Raw genomic sequence first — 14,769 nt, forward strand, 5'->3', positions numbered from 1 at the left:
CCCTCGCAGCCGCCGGATTTCTGGCGTTTTGCGCAGGTTCAGCAGCCTCGCCGAACCTGCCTGCATGAGCGCCGGATCAACACATCAGCAGCCCTGTCAGTCGACCCAGACCCGCGCATTGCGGAACATGCGCAACCAGCCGCCGTCTTCCTGCCAGCCTTCGGGTTGCCAGGAGTTCTGCACGGCACGGAACACCCGCTCCGGGTGCGGCATCATGATGGTCACGCGACCGTCCTGGTTGCACAGACCGGTGATGCCACGGGGTGAGCCATTCGGGTTGGCCGGGTAGCTCTCGGTGACCTTGCCGTAGTTGTCGATGAAGCGCAGCGCCACGCTGCCGGACAGATCCGCCTCGAGCAGGGCTTCTGCGCTGGCGAACTCGGCATGCCCTTCACCGTGGGCGATGGCAATCGGCAACCGCGAGCCGGCCATGCCCTGCAGGAAGATCGACGCCGATTCCTGCACCTGGACCATGGCCACCCGCGCCTCGAACTGCTCCGAACGGTTACGCACGAAGTGCGGCCACAGATCGCTGCCGGGGATCAGTTCGTGCAGGTTGGAGAGCATCTGGCAACCGTTGCACACACCCAGCGCAAAGCTGTCAGCGCGCTCGAAGAAACCCTGGAAGGCATCGCGGGCGCGGGCATTGAACAGGATCGATTTGGCCCAGCCTTCACCGGCACCGAGCACGTCGCCATAGGAGAAACCACCACAAGCAACCAGCCCCTTGAACTGCTCCAGACTGACGCTGCCACCGAGAATGTCGCTCATGTGCACATCGACCGCGGCAAACCCGGCGCGGTCGAACGCCGCAGCCATTTCCACCTGACCGTTGACGCCCTGCTCACGCAGCACGGCGATCTTTGGTCGCACAGCGGTCTTGATATAAGGCGCGGCAATATCCTCGTTAACATCAAACGACAGCTTGGCCGACAGCCCGGGGTTGTTCTCGTCGAGCAGCGCCTCGAATTCCTGATCGGCACACAGTGCGTTGTCACGCAGGCGCTGCATGCGATAGCTGGTCTGGCTCCATTCACCTTGCAGCAGGCGCCGTTCGGCGTTGAACAACAGCTCACCGGCAAAGCGGATATTCACCTGCTCGGCATTGACCGGCTGACCGATCACGGCAACACAATCGCCCAGACCGGCAGCGCTGAATTGCGAAAGAATTTCTTCGGTATCGTCCTGGCGCACCTGGATTACTGCGCCCAGCTCTTCATTGAACAGCACGGCAGCCAGTTCATCCCTGCCGCCAGCCAGCGGATCCAGGCACAGATCCAGCCCGCAATGCCCGGCAAAGGCCATTTCCAGCACGCTCGCCAGCAAGCCACCGTCGGAGCGGTCATGGTAGGCCAGCAGTTTGTTGTCGGCATTCAAGCCTTGCACCACGGCGAACAGCGCCTTGAGGTCTTCGGCATCATCCACGTCCGGCACCTGCTGGCCGAGCTGGCTGTAAACCTGGGCAAGAATCGATGCGCCCATGCGGTTCTGTCCGCGACCCAGATCGATCAGGATCAGATCGGTTTCGCCACGATCCAGGCGCAGTTGCGGCGTCATGGTCTGGCGAATGTCGAGCACCGGGGCAAAGCCGGAAACGATCAGTGACAAGGGCGAAGTCACGCTCTTGTCGACGCCGTCATCCTGCCAGCGGGTTTTCATCGACATCGAGTCCTTGCCCACCGGAATCGTGATGCCCAGCTCCGGGCACAATTGCATGCCCACAGCCTGCACCGTGTCGTACAGGCGGGCGTCTTCGCCCGGATGACCGGCGGCAGCCATCCAGTTGGCCGAGAGCTTGATGTCGGACAGCTTGTCGATACGCGCGGCCATGATATTGGTCAGCGTTTCGCCAATTGCCATGCGCCCGGAGGCAGCGGCATCCAGCAGGGCCAGCGGCGTCCGTTCGCCCATGGCCATGGCTTCGCCGGTGTAGACATCGAAGCTGGTGGCGGTGACTGCACAATCGGCCACCGGCACCTGCCACGGACCGACCATCTGGTCGCGGGCCACCAGGCCGGTAATGCTGCGATCACCAATGGTGATCAGGAAATTCTTGCTGGCCACTGCCGGATGGCTGAGTACGCGGGTTATCGCCTCGTTCAGGTCCACCTGAGCGGGGTCAAAGGCATCGCCCTGTTCGGCTTCGCGCTGCGCGCTGCGATGCATGCGCGGCGCCTTGCCGAGCAGGACGTTGAGCGGCATGTCCACCGGTTTGTTACCGAAATGGCTGTCAGAAACGGTCAGATGCGCTTCGGCGGTGGCCTCACCCACCACGGCGAACGGGCAGCGCTCGCGTTCGCAGATGGCCTGGAAGCGTGCAAGATCGGCGCTGTCCACCGACAGCACATAGCGCTCCTGCGATTCGTTGCACCAGATCTCGTGGGGTGCCATGCCGGGTTCGTCATTCGGCACCTTGCGCAGCTCGAAGCGCCCGCCGCGACCACCGTCATTCACCAGCTCGGGGAAGGCATTGGACAGGCCGCCGGCACCCACGTCATGGATGAATTTGATCGGATTCTGTTCGCCCAGCTGCCAGCAGCGGTCGATGACCTCCTGACAACGGCGCTCCATTTCCGGGTTTTCGCGCTGTACCGAGGCGAAATCCAGATCGGCCGAACTGGCACCGGTAGCCATAGATGAAGCGGCACCGCCGCCCAGGCCGATAAGCATGGCCGGACCACCGAGCACGATGAGCTTGCCACCGACGCTGATGCCGGCCTTCTGCACATGGTCTTCACGGATGTTGCCCATACCGCCGGCGAGCATGATCGGCTTGTGATAGCCACGCACTTCTGCCCCGCGCGGGGTCGTGATGCTCTGTTCGAAGGTGCGGAAGTAACCGGTCAGCGCCGGACGGCCAAACTCGTTGTTGAACGCCGCGCCACCCAGCGGGCCTTCGAGCATGATGTCCAGCGCGGTAACGATGCGCTCGGGTTTGCCGTAGGGCTTTTCCCACGGCTGTTCGAAGCCGGGAATATTCAGGTTGGATACGGTAAAGCCAACCAGACCGGCCTTGGGCTTGGCGCCCCGGCCAGTCGCACCCTCATCGCGGATCTCGCCACCGGAGCCGGTAGAGGCACCGGGGAATGGCGCAATCGCGGTCGGGTGGTTGTGGGTTTCCACCTTCATCAGGATATGCACCGGCTGCTGATTCGCCGCGTACTCGCGCGTCTCGGGGTCCGGATAGAAACGTCCGGCGCTGCTGCCGACAATTACCGCAGCATTGTCTTTATAGGCCGACAGCACGCCTTCGCCGTGCAGCTCGTTGGTGTTCTTGATCATGCCGAACAGCGACTTGCTCTGGTTCTCGCCGTCGATATCCCAGCTGGCGTTGAAGATCTTGTGCCGGCAGTGCTCGGAGTTGGCCTGGGCGAACATCATCAGTTCGATGTCATGGGGATTGCGCTGGAGATCGTTGAAGCTCTGCAGCAGATAATCGATTTCGTCTTCGGCCAGTGCCAGGCCCAGCTCACTATTGGCCTGTTCCAGGGCCGCACGCCCGCCAGCCAGTATATCCACCGCCTGCAGCGGGGTCGGCTGCGCATGGCTGAACAGTGCCGCGGCCTGCTCCAGGCTATCCACCACCAGCTGGGTCATGCGGTCATGCAGCAGCGCCGCCACGGCACTGACATCCGCCTCGCTCAAGTCACCGGCAACGTAATAGGCAATACCACGCTCCAGCCGCAGAATCTTGCCCAGACCACAGTTGCGGGCGATATCGCTGGCCTTGCTCGACCAGGGTGAAATGGTGCCGAAACGCGGCAAAACCAGCAGCAAGCGCCCTGCCGGTTCCTGCACCGGCACACTCGGGCCGTACTTGAGCAGGCGCGACAGTACCTGCCGTTCAGCGTCGAGCAGCTCACCGTCGAGGTCGGCAAAATGCGCAAATTCTGCGTACAGGCCGCTGACTGCGGGGATCTTGCTGGTCAGTTGCTCGAGCAGTTTGCCATGGCGAAAGGCAGAAAGAGCGGGGGCGCCGCGCAGAATCAACATCGTCGGAACAGCCTCGGAGGGGTGTGCTGGAAAGTTGCGCATTCTAGCCTAATCCCCTGCCGATCGGCACCCGCGAACAGCGCCCGCAGCGGTTGGCCAGTTAACCAACAGTTGTATATGGCGCCACCGATGCTTTGCGTATACTCCAGCCATGCTTATTCAGATCAAATGTCAGGCACGCCGGGCCATCTGCCTGTTGCTGATTGTCTGCATCCCGCTGATTGCAGGCTGCGAGGAAACTCCCCAGCCTACGGCTCTCGAACGCGTTCGGGACGCAGGCGTACTGCATGTGATTACCCGCAACAGCCCCGCCACCTATTTTCAGGACAAGAACGGCGAGACCGGATTCGAATACGAGCTGAGCAAGCTGTTTGCCGAGTATCTGGGCGTGGAGCTGCAGATCGAGATGGCCGACAACCTCGACGACCTGTTCACCCGGCTGAACAAGTCCGACGCCATCGCCCTGGCCGCTGCCGGTCTGGTGGAAAGCCCCGGTCGTCAGGAGCAGGCGCGTTTCAGCCATCCCTATCTCGAAGTCACGCCGCAGGTCATCTACCACAAGGATCAACGCCGCCCCTCGCAACCCAGGGATCTGCTCGGCAAACGCATCATGGTGCTCAAGGGCAGCAGTCACGCAGAACAGCTGGCCGCGCTGAAACTGGAAATGCCCGAACTGGAATATGAAGAATCCGATGCGGTAGAGGTCAACGACCTGCTGCGCATGGTTGATGAAGGCGTGATCGACCTGACCCTGGTCGACTCCAACGAACTGGCGATGAACCAGGTGTATTTTCCCAATGTGCGGGTCGCCTTCGATCTGGGCAAACCCACCAACGTGGTGTGGATGGTCGCTGCCACGGATGACGACAGCCTGCTGGCAGAAGCCAACAAGTTCCTCGATCAGGTTAGCCAGAACGGCACCCTGCAGCGACTCAAGCAACGCTTTTACGGCCATGTCGACCAGCTCGGCTACGTCGGCGCCTATACCTTTGCCCGACACCTGCAACAACGCCTGCCGCGCTACGAGCAACAGTTTCGCAAATCGGCGCAGGAACACGGGGTCGACTGGCGGCTGATGGCTGCGCTGGGCTACCAGGAATCCCTCTGGCAGCCCGAGGTGACCTCGAAAACCGGCGTGCGCGGTCTGATGATGCTGACCCAGCGCACCGCCCAGGCCATGGGTGTGGCCAACCGTCTCGATCCGATGCAGAGCATTCACGGCGGCAGCAAGTACTTTGCCCACGTCAAGGAGTCACTGCCCGGGAGCATCCAGGAACCGGACCGCACCTGGTTTGCCCTGGCCGCCTACAACGTCGGCGGCGGGCACCTGGAAGATGCCCGCATCCTGGCGCAGAAAGAAGGTCTGAACCCGGACAAATGGCTGGATGTGAAAAAAATGCTGCCGCGCCTGGCGCAGAAGAAGTGGTACACCCAGACCAAGTACGGCTATGCCCGTGGCGGTGAGCCGGTGCATTTCGTCAACAATATCCGCCGCTACTACGACATCCTCAGCTGGGCCACCCAGCCCCAGCTGGAAAGCAACCAGCTTGCCGACAATTCCCTGCACAAACCGGCGATCAACAAGACGCCGCCCAAGGAAGAACTGGCGCCGATGTGATGGGCGCGCAGGTTATCGAAAGCAGGTGGTGTCTGGTCCGGGGCTGACCTTACGACTGCAACCGCCGCTGCCGGAAAAACTCGCGCAACTCGGCCGCGCACTGCTCGCCCAGCACCCCGCCTTCGACCTGCACCCGGTGATTGAGAAATTCCTGCGTGAAGAATTCGCCGCGACTGGCCACCACGCCGGCCTTGGGTTCACTGGCACCGTAAACCAGACGCTGGATACGCGAATGCACGATCAGCCCGGCACACATGCTGCACGGCTCCAGCGTGACATACAGGGTGGTGCCCGGCAGGCGGTAATTGGCCAGTGTACGGGCGGCCATGCGGATGGCGACCATTTCCGCGTGGGCACTCGGATCATCGGTACTGATCGGACAATTGAAGCCCGCGCCGACCACCTCGCCCGCGTGCACCACAACCGCACCTACCGGCACCTCGCCCCGCGCAGCGCCTTGCCGCGCCTGCTCCAGTGCCAGCTGCATGAAATGTTCATCGCGCGAGCGCTCGCTGCTGGTCATCCTTTTCTCCCATTCAATGCAGAGACTGAAATGCGCGCAGCATGATTGTCCCGCACCCCGCCTCTGCTCAAGCGGCGATTCTCCGGCTTGCCCCGCTTAGGCATCAGGCGACCTCGATGGCGGCCATCAGACCGGTTTCCATATGGTCGATGACGTGGCAGTGGAACATCCATACGCCGGGGTTATCGGCAACCAAGGCAATCCGCGCGCGCTCGTTCTTGCCCAGCAGATAGGTGTCGGTGAAGTAAGGGATAATCTGCCGGCGATCGGAATCGAGCACCTTGAACGCCATGCCGTGCAGGTGGATCGGATGCTGGTACTGGGTCATGTTGCGCAGTTCGAAGATGTAATGACCACCCAGCTTGAGACTGGCAATCGGCCGCTCGGCGCAGGTCTTGTCGGCAATGTCCCAGGCCTGGCCATTGATCTGCCAGAGCTTGTAGGCCGCACCCTGTTGCACATTGCCGGACAACTCGGCACTCCATTCGAAATTGAAGCGCAGGGTTTCGGCACGCTGCAGGTCCGGCTCGGCCAGCGGATTGGCCGGCAGTGCCAGTGGCCAGTCGGCGCCGGCGGCGGCTGTCGGCTGGCTGACCAGGGTAGCCAGGCGCAACGGACCGTTACGCAGGGACAGCTCGGTACCGGCAGGCGGAACCCTTATCGCAAGATCCAGGCGCATGCCGGCACCCAGCCAGTATTCCTTGCCCAGCGGCCGCGGTTGTACCGGATTACCGTCGACGGCATAGATCCGTGCGTCGGCACCGGGCAGGTTCAGGCGGTAGGTGGCGGTATTGTCCAGATTCAGCAGACGCAGGCGTACCACCTCGCCGGCCGGCAGTTCGATGTGCGGCGCATGCACGCCATTGACCGTGGACAAACGTCCCAGGGTGCCGCCACGGGCCGCTTCACGCGGCACGCTGAACGCGCCAAAGGCACCCTGCTCGTCCACCGCCCAGGTTTTCAGCACCAGCGTGCGTTCCTCACGGAAGCCGCTTGGCTCGCGTTCCTCGATGATCAGCGGCCCGACCAGCCCGCGCCCCAGCTGTTCGCTGCTGCTGGTGTGCGGGTGATACCAGTAGCTGCCGGCATCCGGGGTGATGAAGTCGTAATCGAAGTACTCGCCCGGCAGCACCGGCAACTGCGAGACATAGGGCACCCCGTCCATCGCCAGCGGCAGGCGCATGCCATGCCAGTGGATGGTGGTCGGCTCGGGCAGCTGGTTGATAAAGCGCACACGCAGACGCTCGCCTTGCCGGCAGCGCAGCTCCAGGCCGGGGGCCTGACCACCATAGCCCCAGGCCGGCGTCACATGCCCGGCAACCAGCTCGACATCCACCGGTGCGGCAATCAGCTCGTAATCGTGGGTCGCCACGTTCTCCGGCCGCGCCAGCCAATAGCGCACGGCACCCCCGCCCAGACCGACCACCCCGAGCCCGGCCAGACCGCCAAGTACTTGCCTGCGTGAAAGCTTCATCAAACCAGATCCTCACAGCACCCAAAACGGCACCATGGGGATTGTCGCACTAACCAGCAACCGCGGGCATCAAACCTTGGTCACCGCGCTTTTCGGATCGATCAGGATCTTGGCGTGTTTCTCCGGATCCTTCAGCGCATCGAAGGCATTGGCTACGCCTTCAAGGCCAACCAGGCCGGTGATCATCGGCGCACAGTTGACCTTGCCCTCGGCAATCATGTGCAGGGTGTCGCGGTATTCCAGCGGCGAGTGGCCGAAACAGAAACGCAGATCGATCTCCTTGTGGATAGCCAGTGCCGGCTCGTACCGATCAACCTGCATGCACAGGCCGGCCACCACAATGCGCGACATCATCGGCGCGCCATCGATGATCTGCTGCACCAGACCGGGCATACCGACACACTCGAAAATCACCGGACGCTTGGGCGCACCGGCGCCCAGCTTCTCCGCCAGACGCCAGGCGATGTGCCAGGGTATCGGCAGCTTGCCGAGCTTCTCGCGGGTACCCAGCGACAGCTCGAGCAGGGCCGGAATGCCGCGAATGAAATCCTCGCCGGGGCGCTCGGCAAACGGCGAGCCCTCACGCGGGTCGATCACCACATCGGCTCCGCATTTCTGCGCCAGGGCACGGCGGCCCGGAGAGAAATCGCTGGCCACCACGTGCTCGACACCCTGAGCCTTGAGCAGGCAGATCACCGCCAGGCCAACCGGACCACAGCCGATGACGATGGCCACATCCCTCCTCTTCACCTCGCTGCGGCGTACTGCGTGCCAGGCCACTGCCATGGGCTCGGTGAGCGCAGCCAGCTCCGCAGACAGGCCGTTGGGTACCTCTACCAGCGCCGACTCCTGCAGAATCATGCGCTCGGCATAGGCACCGGTAGCCCTGGGTGACAACCCGGCCAGATGAATGTCCTTGCCCACACGCAACAGGGGTTGGGCCACCACGCGGGTACCGGGCTTGAGTTTCTTGTCACAGCCGGGGCCGTATTCGGCCACCTCGGCACACAATTCGTGACCGAACACCACCGGATCGGCACTGCTCGGCACCGTATCGAAACCCACCTTGAGCACCACGTCACGGAACTCGTCACAGTGATGGCGCATATGCAGATCGGAGCCACAAATGCCGCAGCGCAGCACTTCCAGCAACACCTGGCCGGTGGCCGGCACCGGCTCCGGCAAATCGACCACGCTCAGCCCGGCGTTCTGACAGACAACTGCTTTCATGCACTACTCCCTGGAATTGGTGGGTGACTTCAGGCGGCGCGACGCAAGGCGCGCAGCCATGCAATAGCGAAGAACAGGATCAGCAAACCGGCACCCAGTGCCCAGTCCAACTGCGGCAGGATCAGGTCGCCCTTCATTGGCGCCAGCGCGACCAGCACCGAAGCAGTTTTGTACGGCAAATACTTCAGGTATTGCGGGTCGGTGAGCAGTTCAAGGAAGGCTGCACGACTGGGGTAGCGCACGATCAGCACACTGTTCCAGTTGTCCACGGCGGGATCAAAGGTGACCAGATTGGTGCTCGGCGTACTGCCCCGGAGCGTACCCTGCAATTCGCTGACGAACAGCGGATAAGCACCCAGAGCAAACAGGATCGGCATGACATGTTCTTCGTAGTAGGCATTGGCCTCGGCCGGAGAACCCTGAAAGCTGGCCACCTCGGGCAACGCACGCAGCTGCGGGAAGTAACGCATCAGGTTGAGCATATACACCGGCTTGCCATCGTCGGCCTCGGCCCAGGCACGCATATGGAGGATCATCTGTGCCAGCTCCTCCTTGGGCACTGGCGCCTGCTCCAGCTTGCTCATGTAGTTATCCACCTCGGCCTGACTGAGCTTGTTGCCGGGATTCAACAGATGATTGGCGAATAGAAATACAGCCAGCAAAACGGCCAGCAGAATGGCTTCAAAGCGCAAGCGACGCATGGGTAAAGCTCCCGGGAAGGGGTGGGGTTAGCGGAGGAATTCCAGCAATACAGGATTGACTTGTTCCGGGGCGTGTACCTGCAACCAGTGGTTGGCGCCCTTGATTACTTCATAGCGGAACGGCGCGTCCACATAGTTGGCCGAGTCGCGCATCTGTCCTTCGGTCAGAAAGCGGTCGCCACTACTGAAAATGCCGGACACCGGCACCCTGACCTTGGGCCATTGCCTGGGCAGGATCAGATCCACATTGGCCCGGTAATAATTGATTCCGGCAGTCAGGCGTCCCGGCCGCGACAACACCGGCTGCCAGTGGGCAAACTCCTCGGGAAAGGCGGTAAAGGTGCGAAAAACCCACCAGTCAAATACCGTCAGCAGCCATTCGGGAAACCATGGCAACTGGAACATCAGCACATACCAGCCCTTGAGCTTCTGCCGCAGACCACCACTGCCGTAAGCCGTCGGGTGTCCGACCGACAGGGGGATATAGCGCTCGATCCGCTCGGGATGCGCCATGGCCAGCAGCCAACCCTGCACCGCGCCCCAGTCATGGGCCACCAGACGTACCTTGTCGATCTTCAGCACATTGAGCAAAGCCACCAGATCCTGCACCAGAATGCCGCGCTGATAGTCGGCAATCCGGTCAGGTATTTCCGAGTCCCCGCAACCACGGGTATCCGGTGCAATCACCCGGTAGCCGGCCTCGACCAGCACCGCGATCTGCTTGCGCCAGACCTGATGGGTATCGGGGAAGCCGTGCACCAGCAGCACCGGCGGACCTTCACCGGCAATCAGCACATTCATCTGCAGGCCGTTGACCTGCAGCTTCTGCGTCGGAAAGTCCACTATGGGCACTCCGCTCAGTCAATCGCCGAAGCAGAGCGGGCCTGCTCGCGCAGGACAAACTTCTGGATCTTGCCGGTCGAGGTTTTTGGCAACAGGCCGAAAATGAACTGTTTGGGCACCTTGAAGCGCGCCAGCCGCTCACGGCAGAAGGCGGTCAGCTCCTGCTCGGTCGGCGCATGACCTTCACGCAGTTCGATAAAGGCGCAGGGCACTTCACCCCACTTTTCATCCGGCGTGGCGACCACCGCGGCAGCCATCACCGCAGGGTGACGGTAGAGCACATCCTCGACCTCGATCGAGCTGATATTCTCGCCACCGGAAATGATCACATCCTTGCTGCGATCCTTGATCTTCACGTAGCCATCGGGGTGCATCACCGCCAGATCGCCGGTGTGATACCAGCCGCCGGCAAAGGATTCATTGGTGGCGGTAGGGTTCTTCAGATAGCCCTTCATCACCATGTTGCCGCGGAACATGATCTCGCCCATGGTTTCGCCATCGCGCGGGACCTCTTCCATGGTTTCCGGGTTACGCACACTGATGCCCTCCTGGCAATGGTAGGGCACACCCTGACGCGCATTCAGCCGCGCCTGCTCTTCCAGATCCAGCGTCTGCCAGTCCGCGTGTTTTGCACACACCGAGGACGGTCCGTAGGTTTCCGTGAGGCCGTAGACATGGGTGAGGTCAAAGCCGATCTGGCTCATGCCCTCGATGATCGCCACCGGTGGCGCAGCGCCTGCAACCAGTGCGGCCACTTCATGCTCGATCCCCTGGCGCATTTCGGCCGGGGCGTTGATCAGCAGGGCCTGGACGATCGGCGCACCACAATAGTGGCTGACCTTGTGCTCGCGAATGGCCTGCAGGATCGGCTGCGCCTCGACCTTGCGCAGACAGACGTTGGTGCCCGAGTTGGCCGCCATGCCCCAGGGGAAGCACCAGCCGTTGCAATGGAACATCGGCAGCGTCCACAGGTACACCGATTGCGGCGGCATGCCCCAGGACACCAGATTGGACAGGGCACCCAGATAGGCACCGCGATGATGGACGACAACGCCCTTGGGGTTGCCGGTGGTACCGGAGGTGTAGTTCAGGGCGATGGCATCCCACTCGTCCTCTGGCGGCTGCCAGGCAAATGCCGGATCGCCGGCAGCGATGAATTCCTCGTATTCATGCTCGCCAACCCGCTCGCCTTCACCCGTGTACTCGCTGTCACACACATCGATAACCAGCAGCGGACGTTCTACTCCGTGAATTGCCGCGCGTACCACCGGGGAAAACTCGCGATCGGTGATCAGCACCTTGGCCTCACCGTGGTTCAGAATGAAAGCAACGGTTTCCGCATCCAGTCGGGTATTGATGGCGTTCAGAACAGCCCCGGTCATCGGCACACCGAAATGCGCTTCGTACATTTCCGGCGTATTGGACAGCATCACTGCCACCGTATCGTTGCGACGCACACCGGCCTTCACCAGTGCCGAGGCCAACTGACGGCAGCGGGCATAGGTCTCGCGCCAGCTGTAGCGCCGTGCACCATGCACCACCGCAAGGTGATCGGGGTAGATCCCCGCCGAGCGCTCGAGAAAGCTTACCGGCGTCAGTGCCACATGGTTGGCTGCGTTCTTGTCCAGTCCGCTGCTGTATGGGTGCGTCATCTTGAATCCTCGCAAACAAGCCTGTGAATGCCATTCCCGGCAAGGCGACCGGGAGTCAGGAGATAGCGTAGATGATGCATCACCCATTGAGTGCGGTATTGGCACTTCGTGACATCGCTTTTACACTTGATGACATGCCCGATAAAACCCCAGCGCCACCCACAAGCCTGATCCGCGCCCGCATCCTCAGTGGCTTTGACAGCCTGACCAGCAGCCTCGGCGGTGATCCCGTTGCGCTGCTGCAACGCGTCGGGCTATCGACTAAAGAACTGGAAAATCCGGAAGACTGCATCGAGCTGGAGAAAGTCGTCCGCCTGCTGGACATCACTGCCACCAGCCTGGATCTGGCGGACTTCGGTTTGCGCCTGGGGCAGCAGAAGGACATCACCGTTCTCGGCGTGGTGGCGCTGATAGCCCAGTACTCGGCAACCGTTGGCGAAGCATTGGCCGGTGTTGGCCGACACCTGCCCTACCACTCGCCGGACGCCAGCCTGCTGGTCGCAGCCGATCCTCTGCGTCCCGGTTACACGCTGATCAGCTACCAGATCAGTCTTGACGATGACTGGCCGCGCCGGCAGGCCATCGAACTTTCCTACAGCATCATGCTGGGCTTTCTCCAGCTCCTGACCGGCGAGACCGGCAGCGACTGGTACCTGCAGTTTCGTCACGCCCCAGGCTGCAGCGCCGTCTGCTATCGCAACTATCTGGTCGAGCACATCACTTTCGGCCAGGCCGAAGATGCCCTGAGCATTCCGCAACGCCTGCTGGACATCCCCATCGATACCAGGGACAGCCGCCTGCGCGAGGCCGCAGAACGTTTTCTGCGCAATCTGGTACGGCGCTTCCCGCTGGATGTCACCCGCCAGGTGGAAACCCTGGTCGAGCGCCAGCTGGCCTCCGGCGGCGGTAACCTGCAGCGGGTCGCCGAACAACTCGGCCTGCACCCGCGAACCCTGCAACGGCGGCTGGCCGGACAGGGCAGTTATTTCGAGGATGTTGTCGACCGGGTACGCCAGCAGCGCGCCCACACCTTGCTACTGGAGACCGCACTGCCATTGGCAGAAATCGCTTCAGTGCTCGGCTACACCGAACAGAGTTCGCTGAACCGTTCCTGCAGCCGCTGGTTCGGCATGTCGCCCAACAGCTACCGCAAGAATCGCTAACGCCGATGCCGGCAGCAGCGGCACCTTCTGCGTACCGCGAGCCTGCATTCTGGAGTCCCACCCTGCTTGCTGGCTGACCAGTGAAAACCTGCCGTGCCTGATCACTCAGTCACCCCTGAATGCAGCTTGCGCCAGGCCAGCGGACTGACCTGTGCCCAGCTGCGAAAAGCGCGGGAGAACACCGCCTGATCGGCATAGCAGAGCGTGCCGGCAATTTGCAGCAGCGAAAGATGGGTGCTTTGCAGCAGCTGCTTGGCCAGTTCGAAACGTACCTGATCAAGCAGTCCCTGCAGCGACGTACCCTCCTTGCGCAGCCGCAGCCGCAGGGTACGCGGCTGAATGCCGAAAAATGCCGAAACCCGGGCGCTTGAGCAGTCCTGTGCCAGCAACAACTGGTGCAGGACAACCACCACCTGGTCACTGAAGCGCAGGTGCGTAGCGACTTCCCGCTGCAACAGCGCGCTGGCAAATTGCTCGCGCAGCCGGGGATCAGCGCCGGGAATCGCCTGCTTGAGCCAGGCGGCATCGAACACCACGCCGGAAACTTCTGCATCGAAGCACAGACGGGCACAAAACAAATGTCGATGAAAGCTCACACTTCCCGGGCGGGCATGGGCAAACTGCACCTGCAGGGGCTTCCAGCCCGGGCCGCAGAGCTCGCGCAATAAACGAAAGGCTATGCCGATCGCGACTTCCTGCAACTGATCCGGGGCATGCATGCCATGGCGCAACGGCGAATAGCCCAACAGCACGCGCGACGAGCCCATATCCAGCAGTAATGGCGCAGCCAGGCGGTCATGGGCATGCAGGTGCAACAACAGGGCTTGCAGTGCATCGCCGACCGTCGCGCAATTGCGCAACAAGCCCCCCAGCTCGACAAAGTCCTCCAGCGAAAAGCGGGCGCCGAGCAGCAGACCGAGGTGCTCGCAACCCGTCAGCTCGGTGCTGGCCTTGAACAGCCGGCCCAGAGGCTCCGCGGCAATCCGTCGTTCCGGATCGGCAAACAGGTCCTCCGCCAGCCCCGCCCGTTGCAGGACTTGCGGCAAATCGACAGCAAAGCGCTGCAGCACCTCAGGCAATGCCTGCAGCGAACCGAGCCGGGCAATGCCCAGACCACTGTCCTTGAGCGCACCTGCCGGTTGGCGCGGCGCCGCCAGCTCGCCCGCAGGCTGGCAGGAAGCGTCTGTGACTGTGGCGCATGGCGAACTGTGCATGCTGGCAACCCGCTACGTTGCAACAGAAATATCTGGCGCCAGCCAGCTCAAAGGTCAGCGCTCGAGAGTCAGCAGCCTAAAGCGCAGATGCCGGATTTGCAAAGAAACAGCCCGTGCATATGCCTAGTATCCGCATGCCAGGCAAGCCTCCCGGCCTCACCAGAGCGAAAAAACATCTGCGAAACGGAAATCACCCCGGACGCGAAAAATCCGGCCGGTTTGAAGCCCCAGCCCGATGTCCGGGCCTGCTGAGCGGCGGCCCGCATAGTGCGTTCAAGAACAACACCGGGGGCTGGCTGCCCCTGCATTCCTGCATAGCTCAATGGCAAGGTGCCGGCGGCCATGGGCCAAACCGGCA

11 protein-coding genes are annotated in these 14,769 nt (G+C 62.2%); 2 read left to right on the top strand and 9 right to left on the bottom strand.

Features of this window, described 5'->3' with window-relative positions; genetic code table 11:
- Positions 1–96: 96 nt before the first annotated feature.
- Positions 97–3,993, bottom strand: coding sequence for a phosphoribosylformylglycinamidine synthase (gene purL, locus BLT89_RS11645; protein WP_090195403.1), 3,897 nt, complete (start codon positions 3,991–3,993; stop codon positions 97–99).
- Positions 3,994–4,144: 151 nt separating this feature from the next.
- On the opposite strand from purL, the gene mltF reads away from it, so the two are divergent.
- Positions 4,145–5,611, top strand: a complete 1,467-nt coding sequence (gene mltF / locus BLT89_RS11650; RefSeq protein ID WP_090195406.1) for a membrane-bound lytic murein transglycosylase MltF — start codon at positions 4,145–4,147, stop codon at positions 5,609–5,611.
- A 49-nt stretch (positions 5,612–5,660) separates the two neighbouring features.
- Here mltF and tadA read toward each other — a convergent pair whose 3' ends face one another.
- The 6 genes from tadA to BLT89_RS11680 form a co-directional block, all read right to left on the bottom strand.
- Positions 5,661–6,134 (bottom strand): tRNA adenosine(34) deaminase TadA, encoded by a 474-nt coding sequence (gene tadA / locus BLT89_RS11655; RefSeq protein WP_090195409.1) that lies wholly within the window; start codon positions 6,132–6,134, stop codon positions 5,661–5,663.
- Between the two features lie 103 nt (positions 6,135–6,237).
- A complete protein-coding gene (locus tag BLT89_RS11660; protein ID WP_090195412.1) occupies positions 6,238–7,608 on the bottom strand; it encodes a multicopper oxidase family protein in 1,371 nt (456 codons plus the stop codon).
- Positions 7,609–7,677: 69 nt separating this feature from the next.
- The gene (locus tag BLT89_RS11665; protein ID WP_090195415.1) at positions 7,678–8,838 is read right to left on the bottom strand and encodes a zinc-binding dehydrogenase; all 1,161 of its coding nucleotides are present in this window, start codon (positions 8,836–8,838) and stop codon (positions 7,678–7,680) included.
- A gap of 29 nt (positions 8,839–8,867) precedes the next feature.
- On the bottom strand, positions 8,868–9,539 hold the full coding sequence (locus BLT89_RS11670; RefSeq protein WP_090195418.1) for a hypothetical protein: 672 nt from the start codon (positions 9,537–9,539) through the stop codon (positions 8,868–8,870).
- 27 nt (positions 9,540–9,566) lie between these two features.
- Positions 9,567–10,382, bottom strand: a complete 816-nt coding sequence (locus BLT89_RS11675) for an alpha/beta fold hydrolase (RefSeq protein ID WP_090195421.1) — start codon at positions 10,380–10,382, stop codon at positions 9,567–9,569.
- A 14-nt stretch (positions 10,383–10,396) separates the two neighbouring features.
- A complete protein-coding gene (locus BLT89_RS11680) occupies positions 10,397–12,034 on the bottom strand; it encodes an acyl-CoA synthetase (RefSeq protein ID WP_090195424.1) in 1,638 nt (545 codons plus the stop codon).
- 71 nt (positions 12,035–12,105) lie between these two features.
- Between BLT89_RS11680 and BLT89_RS11685 the strand changes: the two genes are divergently transcribed.
- The gene (locus BLT89_RS11685; protein ID WP_090195427.1) at positions 12,106–13,197 is read left to right on the top strand and encodes an AraC family transcriptional regulator; all 1,092 of its coding nucleotides are present in this window, start codon (positions 12,106–12,108) and stop codon (positions 13,195–13,197) included.
- 101 nt (positions 13,198–13,298) lie between these two features.
- Here the strand turns inward: BLT89_RS11685 and BLT89_RS11690 are convergent, their stop codons facing one another.
- Together BLT89_RS11690 and BLT89_RS11695 are read right to left on the bottom strand one after the other, a co-directional pair.
- Complete coding sequence (locus tag BLT89_RS11690; protein WP_090195430.1) at positions 13,299–14,411, bottom strand: AraC family transcriptional regulator; 1,113 nt, start codon at positions 14,409–14,411, stop codon at positions 13,299–13,301.
- 68 nt (positions 14,412–14,479) lie between these two features.
- The gene (locus BLT89_RS11695) at positions 14,480–14,755 is read right to left on the bottom strand and encodes a hypothetical protein (RefSeq protein ID WP_090195433.1); all 276 of its coding nucleotides are present in this window, start codon (positions 14,753–14,755) and stop codon (positions 14,480–14,482) included.
- Between the last annotated feature and the right edge of the window lie 14 nt (positions 14,756–14,769).

The organism is Pseudomonas pohangensis (genome assembly GCF_900105995.1).
GTDB classification, from domain to species: domain Bacteria; phylum Pseudomonadota; class Gammaproteobacteria; order Pseudomonadales; family Pseudomonadaceae; genus Aquipseudomonas; species Aquipseudomonas pohangensis.